Consider the following 16,923-nt stretch of genomic DNA (forward strand, 5'->3'; position numbering starts at 1 on the left):
CGTGCCGGCACCGTAGGCTGGAGGCGTGGTCAGCCGTGCCCGTGGACGCATCCTCGTCGCCGTCGTGGCGGACGTTCTCCTGGTGATCGTCTTCTGCGGCATCGGTCGCGCGAGCCACGACGAGTCGCCGTTGCAGGGTCTGCTCCTCACGGCGTGGCCGTTCCTCACCGCACTCGCCGTCGGCTGGGGGATCTCGCTCGCCTGGCACCGGCCGTTCGCGGTGCTGCGCACGGGAGTGCCGGTCTGGGTCGTGACCGTGGCCGGGGGCATGCTGTTGCGGATGCTGGCGGGGCAGGGGACGGCACCCGCATTCATCATGGTGGCCGCGGTCACCCTCGGCCTGCTGCTGGTCGGCTGGCGTGCGGTGGCGAGCGTGGTGCTGCGCAGGTCGAGCCGATCCGCGAGGGCCGCCGCGGATGAGAACATGAAGGCATGACCGAGAACATCGCCCGATACGTCGACCACACGCTGCTCAAGCCCGAAGCCACCACGGCGGATGTCGCGGCGACGATCGAGGAGGCGGCTGCGCTCGGTGCGTACAGCGTGTGCCTCTCGCCCTCTGTGCTGCCGGTCATCATCCCCGACGGGCTGAAGCTGGCCGTGGTCGTCGGCTTCCCGAGCGGTAAGCACCATTCGCAGATCAAGGCCGCGGAGGCTGCGCTCGCGGCATCCGAGGGTGCGGACGAGATCGACATGGTCATCGATGTCGGCGCGGCGATCGAAGGTCGCTACGACGCGGTGGAGTCGGACATCCGCGCAGTTCGTGAGGCCGCCCCGGCGCCCGTCGTGCTCAAGGTCATCATCGAGTCGGCCGCTCTGAGCGACGAGGCCATCGTGGCCGTCTCGCAGGCCGCCGAGCGGGCCGGCGCCGACTTCGTCAAGACCTCCACGGGCTTCCACCCCTCGGGCGGTGCCACCGTGCACGCGGTCGAGCTGATGAAGCAGACCGTGGGGGACCGCCTGGAGGTCAAGGCCTCGGGCGGGATCCGCACGCGTGAGGACGCCGAGGCGATGATCGCCGCCGGCGCCACGCGCCTCGGCCTGTCGAGCACGCGTGCCGTCGTGGAGGGATCGGTCGCGTCGGGTTCGTACTGATGCGAGCGGCAGACGCCGCAGATCGATGACGCCGCGTGGCGGTGACGTTCGTGGCGCTGGATCGCGGTGCCCGGCTCTGATAGTCTTGAGCGTCACTCGTGTGGCGCCCCTGATGGTGCGCGCAGGGTGACGAGAAACCAGACAATCCGCTTCGTCCGCCGCATGTGCGTGCGCTCGGAGCCTGAGACCCCAATCCAACAAGGACTACCCACTACATGACTACCGCAACGACCGCCCCGGCCACCAAGCAGGTCGCGATCAACGACATCGGATCTGCCGAGGACTTCCTGGCCGCGGTCGAGAAGACCCTGAAGTTCTTCAACGACGGCGACCTCATCGAGGGCACCGTGGTGAAGATCGACCGCGACGAGGTCCTCCTCGACGTCGGGTACAAGACCGAGGGCGTCATCCCCTCGCGTGAGCTCTCCATCAAGCACGACGTCGACCCCAACGAGGTCGTCAACGTCGGTGACCACGTCGAGGCCCTGGTTCTCCAGAAGGAGGACAAGGAAGGTCGCCTCATCCTGTCCAAGAAGCGTGCGCAGTACGAGCGTGCGTGGGGCGACGTGGAGAAGATTAAGGAGAACGACGGCGTCGTCACCGGCCAGGTGATCGAGGTCGTCAAGGGTGGCCTCATCGTCGACATCGGCCTGCGTGGCTTCCTGCCCGCATCGCTCATCGAGCTGCGCCGCGTCCGCGACCTCACCCCGTACCTCGGCCAGGAGCTCGAGGCGAAGATCCTCGAGCTCGACAAGAACCGCAACAACGTGGTCCTCTCGCGCCGCGCTCTGCTCGAGCAGACGCAGTCGGAGTCGCGCTCCAACTTCCTGAACAACCTGCACAAGGGTCAGGTCCGCAAGGGCACGGTCTCCTCGATCGTCAACTTCGGTGCGTTCGTCGACCTGGGCGGCGTGGACGGCCTCGTGCACGTCTCCGAGCTGTCCTGGAAGCACATCGAGCACGCCTCCGAGGTCGTCGAGGTGGGCCAGGAGGTCACCGTCGAGATCCTCGAGGTCGACCTCGACCGCGAGCGTGTCTCGCTGTCGCTGAAGGCGACCCAGGAGGACCCGTGGCAGGTCTTCGCGCGTACCCACGCCATCGGTCAGGTCACGCCCGGTAAGGTCACCAAGCTCGTCCCGTTCGGTGCGTTCGTCCGCGTGGCAGACGGCATCGAGGGCCTCGTGCACATCTCCGAGCTGTCGGGCAAGCACGTCGAGCTGGCCGAGCAGGTCGTGTCGGTGGGCGAAGAGGTCTTCGTCAAGGTCATCGACATCGATCTCGAGCGTCGTCGTATCTCGCTCTCGCTCAAGCAGGCGAACGAGTCGGTCGACCCCTACGGCACCGAGTTCGACCCGGCCCTGTACGGCATGGTCACGGAGTACGACGAGAACGGCGAGTACAAGTACCCCGAGGGCTTCGACCCCGAGACCAACGCCTGGAAGGAAGGCTTCGACGCTCAGCGCGAGGCCTGGGAGCAGGAGTACGCCGCTGCTCAGGGTCGCTGGGAAGCTCACAAGGCTGCCGTCATCAAGGCGCAGGAGGCGGAGGCCAACAACGTCGGCACCGTCGAGGCCAGCGGCTCGTCCTCCTACTCGAGCGAGTCGGGCCCCGCGGGCACCCTCGCCGACGACGAGGCTCTCGCGGCTCTGCGCGAGAAGCTGTCGGGTCGTTGATCGACTGACATCCTCATGAGAGAGGGCCGGGATCTTCGGATCCCGGCCCTCTCCTCGTTCCGGTGACGCCGATAAGGTGAGCCCATGACGGCGGAGCGGACGATGGGCGTCGATGAGAGCAACGGCGTACCGTCGCGACCCGGTCTGGTGCTCGCCGCCCTCGTCCTGGCGGCGCTGGTGTGCAACCTCAATCTCGCCGCTGCCAACATCGCCCTGCCGGAGATCGGTGACGACTTCGCTGCCGGTCAGACCGGTCTGAACCTCGTCGCGCTCGGATGCTCCCTCGGCCTTGCGATGTCCGTGTTGTACCTGGGTGCTCTCGCCGACCGATACGGCCGCAAGCAGATGCTTCTGCTGGGGCTCGCACTGACCGTCATCGCCAGCTTCGCGGCGGCTGCGGCGCCCTCGCTCGAGTGGCTCATCGCGGCTCGTGTCTTCACCGGCGTCGCCGCGGGCATGGCGTACCCGACGACGCTGTCGTTGATCACGGCCCTGTGGTCGCGCGGGCCCGCGCGTACGGGGGCGATCGCTCTGTGGTCCAGCGTGAGCGCGATGTCGGGAGTGCTCGGCGCTGTCGCGGCTGGCCTCCTGCTCGAAGCCTTCCACTGGCAGGCGGCGTTCCTGCTGGCCGCCCCCATCGCCGCCGTCGGGTTCGTGCTGGTCCTCGCCGTCGTGCCCTCACACGTCCGCGAATCGGCGGAGCCGGTCGATCACATCGGCGGCATCCTGTCGGTGTTCGGGGTGGCGGCCCTCGTGGTCGGGGTGGGGATCGTCGCCGCACCGGACCAACGACTGGCAGGGGCGATCAGCCTGGTGTCGGCGGCCGCACTGCTCGCCTGCTTCGTCTGGCGCCAGCGCGCGGCCGCGTCGCCGCTGTACGACCTCGCCATCGCCCGACGTCGGATGTTCTGGGTACCCGCGGTCGCGGGCATGGTCGTCTTCGGCTCGCTGATGGGGGCGATGTTCGTGGGCCAGCAGTTCCTTCAGAACATCCTCGGCTACGACACCCTCGAGGCGGGCCTCGCGGTCGTGCCGGCCGCGGCGGGGCTGCTGATCGCTGCGCCGGTGTCTGCGCGAATGGTCACGACGCGCGGCTCGAGGACGACGATGCTGGTCGGTTACGCCTTCGTGTTCGCAGGCTTCCTGACGACACTGCTCTGGCGGGAGCACACGCCCTATTGGCTGATCGGCGTCGGCTTCTTCACGATCGGGGTCGGTGCCGGATTCGCCATGACTCCCGCATCCCGTGCGCTCACCGATGCGACGCCGGTGCGGCGCGTCGGAATGGCATCCGCGACCTCGGACCTTCAGCGCGACCTCGGCGGTTCGATCATGCAGGCCTTGCTCGGCGCCATCCTGGCTACCGGGTTCGCCGGCGCATTCGCGCGGGCCATCGACGCCTCGCCGTCCGCGTCGCAGGTGTCCGCCGACGTGCAGGCAGCGCTGCAGGCGTCTTTCGCCTCCGCTCTGCACGTCGCCGAGCAGTTCCCCCAGTACCGTTCGGAGATCGTGGCCGCGGCGACGCAGAGCCTGGTGGACGGAGCGCTGTGGGCGTATGCGGTCGGCGGGGTGGCCATCGTCTCCGGAGCGGTGCTCGTGCGTGTGCTCCTGCCGTCGCACCGCGGCGAGCGCGATCTGATCGCGGAGTACGTGGCGGCCGACGCGGTCGATGAGGCGCGGCCGCCCGAGTCCGCCGGCGCGTGACGCTCCCTCGCTCAGCTGGTCCATTGCACGCGGAGCCGGTGGGTGGGTCGGCGCGGGGCACCGGGGCGCGATAACGTCGGACTCATGAGCAACAGCGACGGCGGCGACGTGTACCCCGTCGCTGAGCGTGTCGTCGATTCGCGGCGCATCCTGCGCCGCCTCCGCGGGTTCGGCCGTCATTTCGCGTTGCCTCCCTTCCTCGACACCGGGCGGGCGCGGACGACGGCGACGCTGCAGCTCAGTCTGGCCGCGGTCGTGCTCGTCTACGTCGTCATCGCGGTGCCCTGGGGTTACGCGGGCGATCTCGGTCTCTTCTGGCTGGGGGCGATCGTTGTCCTCGGAGCGGGTGGCGTCGCGTTGCTGGTTCCGTGGGCCCGGGTGTCCGCCTGGTGGATCATGGCCGTCCCGATCATCGATCTGCTGGGGATTGCGCTGCTCCGCCAGTCGCTGCCCTCCGGTGGGTTCGGCGTGCTGTTCTTCATCCCCGCCATCTGGCTCGCGATCTACTTCGGCGTCGGCGGCTACCTGGTCGGCATCATCGTCGCGCCCACCGTCCTGGTCACCACCGCGATCGTGGACCCGCGCCAGGAGGTCGGCTATGTGACCTTCAGTCTCCCGCTGATGATCGTCGTCGTCGCGACCATCAGCCTCGCCCTCGGGCGGCAGATGACGGCGCAGCGGCTGCTCTTCACCCGTCAGACCCGCACCATGGCCCGCACTCTGCGCCGCGCGCAGAAGCAGGAGGAACTGCTGGCCGAGGTTCTGGACACGATCGACTTCGGCGTCATCCGGCTCGCCGCAGACGGGTCGACGACGCTGGCGAACGAGGCGCACGCGCGGCTGCAGCGCGCCGCGCGTTCGGCGGAAGCCGGCTCCGGCGGTGGTCACGCCGCCTTCGCCGCCGACGGGGTCACGCCTGTGGACCGGCAGGACACGCCGTTCGCGCGAGCGGCCCGCGGTGAGGTCTTCGACAACCAGATCGTGTGGTTCGGCGGCGACGGGCCGCGCCGCCGAGCCCTCAGCGTGACGGCGCGGCGCACGCGCGCCGTCGACGGCTCCGACAACGGTGCGGTGATCGTGTCGCGCGATGTCACGGCCGAGCTCACGGCGCTCCGCGCGCGGGACTCGCTGGTCTCGTCCGTCTCACACGAGCTTCGCACGCCGCTCACCTCGATCATCGGATACCTCGAGCTCGCCGTCGACGACCCGGAGGTGCCCGAACGGGCGCGGGGCTACCTCGACGTGGCCGAACGGAACGTCTCGCGCCTGTTGGAGATCGTGTCCGACATCCTGACGGCGTCGAGCACGTCGGAGATGTCGGCGGATCTGACGATCTCGCAACAGGACGTGGACATCGCCGACGTGGTGCGCGCGAGCGGCGAGTCCTGGGCACCCGCAGCCGCGGAGCGCGCGATCGCGATCGACATGGCGGCTGTACGCCCCGCACCGGCGTACGCCGATCCGTTGCGGATGCGGCAGGTCATCGACAACCTCGTCAGCAATGCGGTCAAGTACAACCGCGACGGCGGGCGCGTCACGCTCAGCACGAGCTCGGACGGGATCACGACCCTGATCACGGTCACCGATACCGGCGTCGGTGTGTCCGAGGGCGATCTGGGCAGGCTCTTCGAGCGCTTCTTCCGTGTCGCCGACACGTCGACCGGCACAGGGCTGGGTCTGTCCATCAGCCGCGAACTCGTGCGAGCGCACGGCGGAGACATCATCGCCACCAGCACCGCCGGCGTCGGGTCGACGTTCAGCGTGCAGCTCCCCGCAAGTGCTGAGTCATTGGACGATCCGGAGGCGATCGTCACCATCTCCGTAACGGGTTCGGCGCGGCGCGAGGGGGACCAGGTCACATGACGCTCGATCCCATCACCGCGGCCATCTTCACCGCGATCGTGGTGGTCACCATCGCGGTGACCTACATCGCCACCACGTTGTCGCGGCGTTACAGCGGCGGAGCGCAGCTGTGGGGCATCGGTTTCCTACTGCAGATCATCGCCGTCGTGTGCACCGTCGTGATCGGCCTCTTCGACGCCTCGGAGTGGACGAGCGTGTGGGCGCTCGCTCTGGGCAACGCCGCCGCGGTGGGTGCGGCCGGCTGCGTCCTGATGGGGTTTCGTGCCTACAACGGTGAGGAGGTCGCCGGACCTGCGCTCATGGTCGTGTCCCTCGCCTTCCTCGTCGCCGCCGTCACCGTGGTCGAGAAACCGGCCGTGGGTGGAGACACGAGTGTCCTCTGGTACAGCCTCGCCATCGCCGGACTCTGCGTCGGCGCGATCATCCACGCCGTCGGCCCGAGGACGAGATCTCGTGTCGCAACCTGGGTCTTCATGGGATCGACCACCCTCTTCGGCGCCTATCACGTGATGCGCGCGGTGGTCACCCTCACTGCGGGGGAGGACAGCTCGGTGTTCGCGGCCTGGTTCGGCCCGATCTCGCTCACTCTCGTCGTGCTGGTGCTGGGCACCGTGTCCTCGCTCACGCTCTTCATGCTCCGCGCGGTGCTCGTCACCGACCAGCAGGCGGCCGGGTTCGCCGCCGTGGACGAGGTGCTTGCGGCATCGGCGTTCCTCGCGATGCTGCGGCGGATCCTGCGCCGCGCCGCGCATCGCACCGAACTCGTCGTGGTCATCGCGGTGATCGTCGAGGACGTCGGAGCGATCACCGCGTCGTTCGGGCAGGAGGTCGCGGAAGCGACCACTCGGGTGCTGCGGTCGGCGGTGCGCGAGTTCGCGTCGCCCGTGGCGGCCGTGGGGGCCACCGACGACCGGACCATCATCCTCGTCGCCACGACCGCGTCCAGCCCTTCCGATGCGCGGCGTCAGGCGGGGCTCATCTACCGCGGTGTGATCGAGCGCTTCGTGGATGCGAGGGGCATCGTGGTGCCCGGGGTGGGGGTGGGGGTCGCCCTCAGCCAGACCCTCGGCTACGGCCCCGAGGTGCTGGTGGAGGCGGCCACGATCGCTGCCGTCGAAGCGTCCGAGAGCGACGAGACGTCGGTGGTCTTCGCCCGGGCGCGGGGCGTCGGCGCTCCGGCGTTCCCGGGGGAGCCGACGGAGCGATAGTGTCCACGATATGCACAGCGATGCTGCTCCCGCCCGGGGGAGAGGCGTACGCGCGTTCCTGCACGCGGGGCTCGCCGAACCACGGGCCCCTCGTGCGTACGCGGCTCGGGGGCGCTCCGCCGTCCTGAACCAGCTCGTGCTGTGCGCACTGGTGCTGATCGTGGCCACCGTCGGGATCCTCTCGTCGACGTTGCGGGACCAGAGCCTGTTCCTCGTCGGGGTCGTGATCATCTTCGCCGTCGGGATGGCGACGCTGGCCGTGCCGTGGACCCGTATGCCGCGCGTGGCGCTCTACATCCTGCCCCTCGCCGACATCGCGGGCATCGCCGTCATCCGTGTCGCCGAGCCCATGAGCGGGCTCGGCCTGATGTGGGTCTTCCCCGCGATGTGGCTCGCCACTCTGGGTGTCGTCGGATTCGTCCTCCAGTTCACGATCATCACGGCTGCGTACACGGTGATCGTCGTCTCGGGGGGAACGACGGTCTGGGGATACACGACGTTCCTGCTCCCCGCCGCCGTTCTCGCGGTCGCGACGACCACGTTCATCTCTTCGCGCCGTCAGCGGGCGCAGGCGCATCTGCTCGAGAAGCAGGCGGCGTTGCTCAGCGGCGCGCTGCAGCGCGCACAGCGCCAGGAGGAGCTCGTCATCGACGTGCTCGACGCGGTGGATTTCGGTGTGCTGCGCATCGCCCCCGACGGGACGGTGTCCGTGGTGAATGAGGCGCTGGGGCGGTTTCAGAACACGATCCCCGGATTCGGGTCCCGCAGCCGCGAGATCGAGAACGCGTACCGCGCCGACGGCGTGACGCCGCTGCCCCGTGAGGAACGCCCGCTGCTGCGGGCGTTGGCGGGCGAGGTGTTCGAGAACCAGGTGGTCTGGTTCGGCCACCCCGACGAGCGCCGTCATGCCATGAGCATCACCGTGCGCCGCATGCACGATGCCGAGGGTGCGGATGCCGGTGCGGTGCTGATCGCGCGGGATGTGACGCCCGAGATGACGGCGATGCGTGCCCGCGACCGCCTCGTCGCCTCCGTCTCTCACGAGTTGCGCACGCCCCTGACGTCCGTGCTCGGCTATCTCGATCTCGCGCTGGACACGCTCGACGATCCGGAGCAGGCGCGCCATTCCCTGGAGATCGCAGCGCGAAACGGTGAACGGCTCCTAGAGATCGTCGCCGACATCCTCGCCGCGTCCAGCGCGTCGCGCTTGTCGATCGACATGACCATCTCGCCCGAGCCGATCGATGTCGCGGAGCTGATGGCGGCGACCGCGGAGGCCTGGCGCCCGCGAGCGGCCGAGCGCGCGTTGACGATCGACACGTCCGGGATCGAACCGGCTCGCGCGTTCGCCGATCCACTGCGGCTCCGGCAGGTGATGGACAACCTCGTCAGCAACGCCGTCAAGTACAACCGCGACGGCGGCGCCATCTTCCTCGGCTGCACCACCGACGGGGACTCGACGTGGATCCTCGTCCGCGACACCGGAACCGGCATCGCGGAGCCCGACCTCGGCCGACTGTTCGAACGGTACTTCCGCGCCCGCACGGACGTCGAGGGGACCGGCCTGGGGCTCTCCATCAGCCGCGACATCGCGCGCGCCCACGGGGGCGACATCACGGTGCAGACGAGTCGCGGCCTGGGATCGACCTTCATGGTGCAGCTTCCCGCCGACGAGCGGCCGCAACCTTCGGACGCGGCGCCCGGCGAAGAGACGGGTGATCGGGGATGAACATCGATCTGTTCACCGCATCGTTGTTCACCGCACTCGTGGGCAACGTCGCCGGGGCCGTGTTCATCATCGACACGATCCTGCGCCGTGACCACGGTCCGGGCCGCATCTGGGCGATCGCCTTCCTGTGCGGGATGACCACGACCATCGCGTACAGCATGTGGGCGGCGGGAATCAGCGAGATGCTCACCATCGCGGTGGGAAACGCGCTCTTCGTGACGACGACGGCGGTGATGTGGCTCGGCTCGCGCAGCTTCAATCAGCGGGCGATCGGTTCGGCGACGGCGGTGACGTTGCTGGGCGCGCTGATCGTCGCCGGCGCCGTCGTCGTCGAAGGCCCCGACGGCGGGGACTGGGCCGGGTGGTTGACGATGGGCGTCGGCCTGGTCGTGTTCTCCACCCTCGCCGCGATCGAGACGCTCCGCGCACCGATGCGACGCTTCGGGACCGCCGCGGTGCTCGCCACCGTCTTCCTGGTGACGGCCGTGTTCTATCTCGTCCGTTGCGTGGTCTTCGTCGTCGCGGGCCCGGGCAGCACGCTCTTCCTCGACGCGTTCGGTTCGATCGCGGCCAACATCTTCACTGTCGTGCTGACCGTCGTCTCGGTCGTCGTCCTCTCGGTGCTCCGGGCGGCGCAGGTCGAGCTGCGCTCCTTCGCGTGGATGAGCAGCAGGGGAGTCAACTCCGACGGCATCCTGCTGGCGGCGACGCTGCGGACGGCGATGACCGACGTCCTCCAGCGCGCCCAGTGGCGTGGCGAGCTGGTGTCGACCGTCGCCGTGCACGTGGCGGATCTCTCAGAGATCCGCACGGCGTTCGGCGCGGACGTTGCGGGCGATGTGCTGCAGCACTGGCGTCAGAGCGTGCGTCGGTACGCGCCGTCGTTCGCCCTCGTGGGCGAGGACGGAGCGGATGCGCTGATCGTCGTCACCCGCGCCGCGACCGCGGCGGAGGCACGGCGACAGGCCGCCGTGATCTACCGCGGCGTGCTGGAGGCGCTCGGCGCCGTGAGCCGCGCCGTCATCCCCTCCGTTGGCGTCGGGGTCGCGCTCACGGAGACCGTCGGCTACCGCACGGAGGTCCTCGTGCAGTCTGCGCGCCTGGCGGCGGACCAGTCCGCGACGAGCGTCGAATCGTCGGTGCTGTTCGGCGGGCTGTCGGAGGCGGAGCAGGATCCGGCGTGACGTCGTGGCATGCTCGAGGCATGCCTCTCATCGCACTCACCGGCGGGATCGCGTCCGGCAAATCGACCATCGCGCGTCGTCTCGCCGAGCGCGGCGCCGTCATCGTCGATGCGGATGCCATCGTGCGGGAGGTGCAGGCGGCGGGCTCTCCCGTGCTGGAGCGGATCGCGGCCGAGTTCGGACCCGCGGTCATCCAGGGCGACGGATCGCTGGATCGTGCCGCGCTGGGCGCGATCGTCTTCTCCGACGATGCAGCGCGGCAGCGCTTGAACACGATCGTGCATCCGGCGGTGCGTCGAGCCTCGTCCGAACGGTTCGCGCGCGCCTTCGCGGAGGATTCCGACGCCGTGGTCGTCTACGACGTGCCGCTGCTCGTGGAGGCGCGTGTCGACGATCCGTGGGAGTCGATCGTGGTCGCCCACGCCCCGGCCGCGGTGCGCGAGCGCCGTCTCGTGGAGCTGCGAGGTGCGAGCGAGCGTGACGCCCGCGCGCGGATCGCCGCCCAGGTCTCGGACGAGGAGCGCCTCGCCGTCGCCGATGTGGTGATCGACACGTCCGGTTCCCTCGCGGAGACGCTCGCCCAGACGGACGAGCTGTGGGAGCGGCTGCGGGGCTGACCGCCCCGATGTCCGTGGTCGCGCCTACGCTGGAACGGTGCAGACCACACGATCCGTTCGCCCCTTCGAGGTCGTCAGCGAGTACGTGCCGTCCGGCGATCAGCCGGCCGCGATCGCCGACCTCGCCGCCCGCATCAACGCCGGCGAGACCGACGTGGTGCTGCTGGGCGCCACCGGCACCGGCAAGTCGGCCACGACCGCCTGGCTGATCGAACAGGTGCAGCGACCCACTCTCGTGCTCGCCCACAACAAGACGCTCGCCGCTCAGCTGGCCAACGAGTTCCGCGAGCTGATGCCGCACAACGCGGTCGAGTACTTCGTGTCGTACTACGACTACTACCAGCCCGAGGCGTACGTCCCGCAGACCGATACGTTCATCGAGAAGGACTCCTCGATCAACGCCGAGGTGGAGCGCCTGCGTCACTCGACGACGAACTCCCTGCTCAGCCGGCGTGACGTGGTCGTGGTCTCCACGGTCTCCTGCATCTACGGTCTCGGTGCGCCCGAGGAGTATCTGCGCGCCATGGTGGCGCTGCAGGTGGGGGAGCGCTATGACCGCGACGCTCTCATCCGGCAGTTCATCGCGATGCAGTACAACCGCAACGACGTCGACTTCTCACGCGGCAACTTCCGCGTCCGCGGCGACACGATCGAGATCATCCCGGTCTACGAGGAGTACGCGATCCGGATCGAGCTCTTCGGCGATGAGATCGAGGCTTTGTATACCCTGCACCCGCTGACGGGTGAGATCGTCGAGCGGATGGACTCGGTGCCGATCTTCCCCGCGTCGCACTACGTCGCAGGAACCGATGTGGTGCAGCGGGCGATCGGCACGATCGAGACCGAGCTGGCGGAGCGGTTGAAAGAGTTCGAGTCGCAGGGCAAGCTGCTCGAAGCGCAGCGGCTGCGCATGCGCACGACCTTCGACCTCGAGATGCTGCAGCAGCTCGGATTCTGCTCCGGCATCGAGAACTACTCGCGGCACATGGACGGGCGCGCACCGGGGGAGCCCCCGCACACGCTGCTCGACTTCTTCCCCGACGACTTCCTCCTCGTGATCGACGAGTCGCACGTGACGGTGCCGCAGATCGGCGCGATGTACGAGGGCGATGCGTCCCGCAAGCGCACTCTCGTCGAGCACGGCTTCCGACTGCCTTCGGCGATGGACAACCGGCCGCTGCGGTGGGACGAGTTCAAGAACCGGATCGGCCAGACGGTCTATCTTTCCGCGACGCCCGGTCGGTACGAGATGGGTATCGCCGACGGCGTGGTGGAGCAGATCATCCGCCCCACCGGCCTCATCGACCCCGAGATCGTGGTCAAGCCCTCCAAGGGTCAGATCGATGATCTGCTGGAGGAGATCCGGCTCCGCGTCGAGCGCGACGAACGTGTGCTGGTGACCACACTGACCAAGAAGATGGCGGAGGAGCTCACCGACTTCCTCGGCGAGCACGGTGTCCGCGTCAGGTATCTGCACTCCGACGTCGACACGCTGCGACGCGTGGAGCTACTCAGCGAGCTGCGAGCGGGTGTCTACGACGTTCTCGTGGGCATCAACCTGCTGCGCGAGGGCCTCGACCTGCCGGAGGTCTCCCTCGTGTCGATCCTCGACGCCGACAAGGAAGGGTTCCTGCGCAGCGGAACGTCGCTGATCCAGACGATCGGTCGCGCCGCGCGCAACGTCTCCGGCCAGGTGCACATGTACGCCGACAAGATCACCGATTCGATGCGCAACGCGATCGATGAGACCGAACGGCGTCGCGAGAAGCAGATCGCGTACAACACGGCCAACGGCATCGACCCTCAGCCCCTGCGCAAGAAGATCGCCGACATCACCGACGCGCTGATCCGCGAAGGGGCCGACACGAAGGCGATGCTCACTCGCGATCCGAAGGGCAAGGGCAAGTCGCCGACGCCGAACCTCCGCCGTGAGGGCATCGCGGCGGAGGGTGCCGCGCAGCTCGAAGCGACGATCTCCGATCTGTCCGATCAGATGCTCGCGGCGGCTGCGGAGCTGAAGTTCGAGCTCGCTGCACGGCTTCGCGACGAGGTTCAGGACCTGAAGAAGGAGCTTCGCGCCATGGAGCGCGCCGGCCACGCGTGATCGGGCAGCGGCGCGCGTCGACGAGCCACGGGAAGATCACGCCGGGCCCGGCGTGCGCTCATCGTTCAGGGGCAGTGCATGATCGGCTTCGGCCCGGATCGGTCGAACGTGTGCGTCGACATCGGGGCACCGCACAACGGGCACGGCCGTTCGGTGCGCACCGGTTCGGGGGCCGTCTCGTAGGGACCCACGGAGGCCGGACCCGCCGCGCGGATCAGGGTGCGGTTGATCCAGGCGTACCAACCGCCTGCTTCGCGCACGCGCTCTCGCAGCGGCGGTCGCGGTTCCTTGTGTGCCATAACAATTAGTGTACTAATGAATCTGTAGGATGGAGCGATGACCGACGATCTGCTCCGGCTCGAGAACCAGCTCTGCTTCGCCCTGGTGACCGCAGCGCGCAACGTCGTCGCGATCTATCGGCCCGTGCTGGAGCCGCTCGGTCTCACGCATCCGCAATACCTCGTGCTGCTCGCACTGTGGGAGCGTTCGCCGCGCACCCTGGGGGAGCTCGCCGACGAGCTGGCGATGGAGCCGGCGACCCTGTCGCCGTTGCTGAAGCGGCTGGAAGCGCAGGGGAGGGTCACCCGCGCTCGTCGCGCCGACGACGAGCGCGTGCTGGAGGTCGGTCTCACGGACGCCGGTCGTGAGCTCCGCGAGAGCGCCGTCCGTGTCCCGCAGCAGATCATGGCGCGCGTGGGCATGGATGCCGCCCAGATCGCGGCGCTGCGCGACTCGCTGGCGCCCTTCGCCGGCCGACGCCCCGAACTCTGAGCCTGCGGCCCTACACGATCGTGCGCTGTCGGCGAAGCTCGGAGCCCGTGTCCGTGGCCCTGCCTAGACTTGCGTGGTGCCCATCTCGCCTGTCTCCGAACTCGCCCACGACGCCGGAACCCTCAGTGTCCGTGGCGCCCGGGTCCACAACCTGCGCGGCGTCGATCTCGACATCCCCCGCGACTGTCTCGTCGTCTTCACAGGTCTGTCAGGGTCCGGCAAGTCGAGTCTCGCCTTCGACACGATCTTCGCCGAGGGGCAGCGTCGCTACGTCGAGTCGCTGAGCTCCTACGCGCGCCAGTTCCTGGGGCAGGTGGATCGCCCCGACGTCGACTTCATCGAAGGGCTGAGCCCGGCGGTGTCGATCGACCAGAAGTCCACCAACCGCAACCCGCGTTCCACGGTCGGCACGATCACCGAGATCCACGACTACATGCGACTGCTCTGGGCGCGCATCGGTGTGCCGCACTGTCCGGAGTGCGGCGAGGTCATCCAGCGTCAGACCGTCCAGCAGATCGCGGACCAGCTGATGACGCTGCCCGAGCGCACGCGGTACCAGATCGTGGCGCCCGTGGTCACGCAGAAGAAGGGCGAGTTCGTCGACCTCTTCAAGGAGCTCAGCGCGAAGGGCTACGCGCGCGCCGTCGTCGACGGCGAGCTCATCCAGCTGTCCGAGCCGCCGACGCTGAAGAAGAGCTACAAGCACGACATCGCCGTCGTCGTCGATCGACTCGTCGCCAGCGCCGACATCCTGTCGCGCGTCACGGACTCCGTCGAGACGGCGCTCGGCCTCGCGGGCGGCGTCATGCAGGTGAACTTCGTCGACGAAGAGGGCGATGACGCATGGCAGAACTTCAGTGAGAAGCTTGCCTGCCCGAACGGTCACCCTCTCCAGCTCACCGAGATCGAGCCGCGGACGTTCTCGTTCAACGCGCCGTTCGGTGCGTGCCCGACGTGCTCCGGCCTCGGCACACGGATGTCGGTCGACGTCGAGCTCATGCTCGGCGACGAAGACCTCTCGATCCGCGAGGGCGTCCTCGTCCCCTGGACCACGCAGGGCAAGGGGCTGTTCCAGTACTACGAGCGCCTGCTCGAGGGGCTGTCCTCCGACCTCGGCTTCTCGCTCGACACGCCGTGGCGCAAGCTTCCGCAGGACGTCAAGGATGCGGTGCTGCACGGCGACAACTTCAAGGTCTCGGTCAAGTGGAAGAACCGTTACGGCCGTGAGATGCGCTACACCTCGGGCTTCGAGGGCGTCGTTCCCTACATCGAGCGCCAGTACCAGCAGGCCGAGTCCGACAGCGCCCGACAGCGGTGGAGCGAGTATCTGCGCGAGGTGCCCTGTCCGGTGTGCGACGGCACGCGTCTGAAGCCGGAGGTGCTCGCCGTCAAGGTGCACGGCCACTCGATCGCCGACGCCTCGAGTCTCAGCCTCATCGATGCGCAGGGGTTCTTCGACGGCCTCGAGCTGACCGATCGGGAGGCGAAGATCGCCGCCGCCGTGCTGCGCGAGATCCGAGCACGTCTGAACTTCCTCATCCAGGTGGGCCTCACCTACCTGAGTCTGTCGCGCGCGGCGGGCTCCCTGTCCGGCGGGGAAGCGCAGCGCATCCGGCTCGCGACGCAGATCGGTTCCGGTCTCACCGGTGTGCTCTACGTGCTCGACGAGCCCTCCATCGGCCTCCATCAGCGCGACAACCGGCGACTCATCGAGACGCTGCTGGCGCTCAAGAACCTCGGTAACACGCTCATCGTGGTCGAGCACGACGAGGAGACCATCCAGGCTGCGGACTGGATCGTCGACATCGGTCCGCGTGCGGGTGTCGAGGGCGGGCGCGTCGTGCACTCCGGCACCTACCCGCAGCTCCTCGAGGAGCCCGAGTCGCTCACCGCTGCGTATCTTTCCGGCCGTCGCTCCATCGCCGTGCCGGCCAAGCGTCGCAAGATCGACAAGAAGCGACAGATCTCGGTCGTGGGTGCGCGCGAGAACAACCTCAAGAACGTCACCGCGACCTTCCCGCTGGGCGTGCTGACCGCCGTCACCGGCGTCAGCGGCTCCGGCAAGTCGTCGCTCGTCAACGGCATCCTCTACGAGGTGCTCGCGTCACGGCTGAACGGCGCACGCCGTGTTCCCGGCAAGCACACGCGGGTGACAGGCCTGGAGAACCTCGACAAGGTCGTGCACGTCGATCAGGCCCCGATCGGTCGTACACCCCGATCGAACCCCGCGACCTACACCGGTGTCTTCGACCGCATCCGCACGCTGTTCGCGGAGACCCTGGAAGCCAAGGCACGTGGCTATCAGGCCGGCCGGTTCAGCTTCAACGTCAAGGGCGGCCGCTGCGAGGCCTGCTCGGGTGACGGCACGATCAAGATCGAGATGAACTTCCTTCCGGATGTGTACGTCGACTGCGAGGTCTGCCACGGTCAGCGCTACAACCGCGACACGCTGAAAGTGCATTACAAGGGCAAGAACATCGCCGAGGTCCTGCAGATGCCGATCGCCGAGGCGGCGGAGTTCTTCGAGCCGATCCAGGCGATCCACCGTTATCTCAAGACGCTCGTCGATGTGGGCCTCGGCTACGTCCGTCTCGGACAGTCGGCGACGACCCTGTCGGGCGGTGAGGCGCAGCGCGTGAAGCTCGCGACCGAGCTCCAGCGACGCTCGAACGGACGAAGCATCTACGTGCTCGACGAGCCGACGACGGGACTGCACTTCGAGGATGTGAGCCGGCTTCTCGAAGTGCTCAACAGCCTCGTCGACAAGGGCAACACCGTCATCGTGATCGAGCACAACCTCGACGTGATCAAGTCGGCTGACTGGGTGATCGACCTCGGCCCCGAGGGTGGTTCGGGCGGTGGGACGATCGTCGCGACCGGCACGCCGGAGCAGGTGGCCCAGGTGCCCGAGAGCCACACCGGTGCGTTCCTCGCGGAGGTGCTGGGCGTCGCCGAACAGCGCAAGGCCGGCTGAG

The 16,923-nt window shown here is 68.4% G+C and carries 13 protein-coding genes; 12 read left to right on the plus strand and 1 reads right to left on the minus strand.

Going from position 1 to position 16,923, the window contains the following annotated elements:
- Positions 1 to 25: 25 nt before the first annotated feature.
- The 10 genes from QE374_RS01065 (at position 26) to uvrB (ending at position 13,177) form a co-directional block, all read left to right on the plus strand.
- Positions 26 to 436, plus strand: a complete 411-nt coding sequence (locus tag QE374_RS01065; RefSeq protein ID WP_309731436.1) for a DUF3054 domain-containing protein — start codon at positions 26 to 28, stop codon at positions 434 to 436.
- Positions 433 to 1,095, plus strand: a complete 663-nt coding sequence (gene deoC, locus QE374_RS01070; RefSeq protein WP_309731438.1) for a deoxyribose-phosphate aldolase — start codon at positions 433 to 435, stop codon at positions 1,093 to 1,095. The genes QE374_RS01065 and deoC overlap by 4 nt, the downstream gene beginning before the upstream one ends.
- 215 nt (positions 1,096 to 1,310) lie before the next feature.
- Positions 1,311 to 2,768 carry a 30S ribosomal protein S1 gene (gene rpsA, locus QE374_RS01075; RefSeq protein ID WP_234075368.1) on the plus strand — a complete coding sequence of 486 codons (1,458 nt, stop codon included), beginning with the start codon at positions 1,311 to 1,313 and terminating at the stop codon, positions 2,766 to 2,768.
- Between the two features lie 84 nt (positions 2,769 to 2,852).
- Positions 2,853 to 4,472, plus strand: a complete 1,620-nt coding sequence (locus tag QE374_RS01080) for an MFS transporter (protein ID WP_309731441.1) — start codon at positions 2,853 to 2,855, stop codon at positions 4,470 to 4,472.
- An 84-nt stretch (positions 4,473 to 4,556) separates the two neighbouring features.
- Positions 4,557 to 6,335 carry an ATP-binding protein gene (locus QE374_RS01085; protein ID WP_309731443.1) on the plus strand — a complete coding sequence of 593 codons (1,779 nt, stop codon included), beginning with the start codon at positions 4,557 to 4,559 and terminating at the stop codon, positions 6,333 to 6,335.
- A complete protein-coding gene (locus QE374_RS01090; protein ID WP_309731445.1) occupies positions 6,332 to 7,543 on the plus strand; it encodes a hypothetical protein in 1,212 nt (403 codons plus the stop codon). The genes QE374_RS01085 and QE374_RS01090 overlap by 4 nt, the downstream gene beginning before the upstream one ends.
- A gap of 10 nt (positions 7,544 to 7,553) precedes the next feature.
- Positions 7,554 to 9,272, plus strand: a complete 1,719-nt coding sequence (locus QE374_RS01095; protein ID WP_309731446.1) for an ATP-binding protein — start codon at positions 7,554 to 7,556, stop codon at positions 9,270 to 9,272.
- A complete protein-coding gene (locus QE374_RS01100; protein WP_309731448.1) occupies positions 9,269 to 10,456 on the plus strand; it encodes a diguanylate cyclase domain-containing protein in 1,188 nt (395 codons plus the stop codon). The genes QE374_RS01095 and QE374_RS01100 overlap by 4 nt, the downstream gene beginning before the upstream one ends.
- A 20-nt stretch (positions 10,457 to 10,476) precedes the next feature.
- Positions 10,477 to 11,073, plus strand: a complete 597-nt coding sequence (coaE, locus tag QE374_RS01105; protein ID WP_309731450.1) for a dephospho-CoA kinase — start codon at positions 10,477 to 10,479, stop codon at positions 11,071 to 11,073.
- Positions 11,074 to 11,110: 37 nt separating this feature from the next.
- Positions 11,111 to 13,177, plus strand: a complete 2,067-nt coding sequence (gene uvrB / locus QE374_RS01110) for an excinuclease ABC subunit UvrB (RefSeq protein WP_309731452.1) — start codon at positions 11,111 to 11,113, stop codon at positions 13,175 to 13,177.
- Positions 13,178 to 13,242: 65 nt separating this feature from the next.
- Here the strand turns inward: uvrB and QE374_RS01115 are convergent, their stop codons facing one another.
- Positions 13,243 to 13,476, minus strand: coding sequence for a hypothetical protein (locus QE374_RS01115; protein WP_309731454.1), 234 nt, complete (start codon positions 13,474 to 13,476; stop codon positions 13,243 to 13,245).
- A gap of 37 nt (positions 13,477 to 13,513) precedes the next feature.
- On the opposite strand from QE374_RS01115, the gene QE374_RS01120 reads away from it, so the two are divergent.
- Both QE374_RS01120 and uvrA read left to right on the plus strand, forming a co-directional pair.
- Entirely contained in the window at positions 13,514 to 13,948 is a 435-nt protein-coding gene (locus QE374_RS01120; protein WP_309731456.1) for a MarR family transcriptional regulator, read from the plus strand.
- Positions 13,949 to 14,024: 76 nt separating this feature from the next.
- Positions 14,025 to 16,922 (plus strand): excinuclease ABC subunit UvrA, encoded by a 2,898-nt coding sequence (gene uvrA, locus QE374_RS01125; protein ID WP_396653305.1) that lies wholly within the window; start codon positions 14,025 to 14,027, stop codon positions 16,920 to 16,922.
- Position 16,923: the final 1 nt, after the last annotated feature.

The sequence above is a fragment of the Microbacterium sp. SORGH_AS_0428 genome, assembly GCF_031453615.1.
Lineage (GTDB): Bacteria > Actinomycetota > Actinomycetes > Actinomycetales > Microbacteriaceae > Microbacterium.

Coding starts and splice junctions, on each gene's coding strand:
- QE374_RS01120 (WP_309731456.1), top strand. CDS start 13,514: ATGACCGACGATCTGCTCCGGCTCGAGAACCAGCTCTGCTTCGCCCTG.
- QE374_RS01100 (WP_309731448.1), top strand. CDS start 9,269: ATGAACATCGATCTGTTCACCGCATCGTTGTTCACCGCACTCGTGGGC.
- deoC (WP_309731438.1), top strand. CDS start 433: ATGACCGAGAACATCGCCCGATACGTCGACCACACGCTGCTCAAGCCC.
- coaE (WP_309731450.1), top strand. CDS start 10,477: ATGCCTCTCATCGCACTCACCGGCGGGATCGCGTCCGGCAAATCGACC.
- rpsA (WP_234075368.1), top strand. CDS start 1,311: ATGACTACCGCAACGACCGCCCCGGCCACCAAGCAGGTCGCGATCAAC.
- QE374_RS01085 (WP_309731443.1), top strand. CDS start 4,557: ATGAGCAACAGCGACGGCGGCGACGTGTACCCCGTCGCTGAGCGTGTC.
- QE374_RS01090 (WP_309731445.1), top strand. CDS start 6,332: ATGACGCTCGATCCCATCACCGCGGCCATCTTCACCGCGATCGTGGTG.
- QE374_RS01095 (WP_309731446.1), top strand. CDS start 7,554: ATGCACAGCGATGCTGCTCCCGCCCGGGGGAGAGGCGTACGCGCGTTC.
- QE374_RS01080 (WP_309731441.1), top strand. CDS start 2,853: ATGACGGCGGAGCGGACGATGGGCGTCGATGAGAGCAACGGCGTACCG.
- QE374_RS01115 (WP_309731454.1), bottom strand. CDS start 13,476: ATGGCACACAAGGAACCGCGACCGCCGCTGCGAGAGCGCGTGCGCGAA.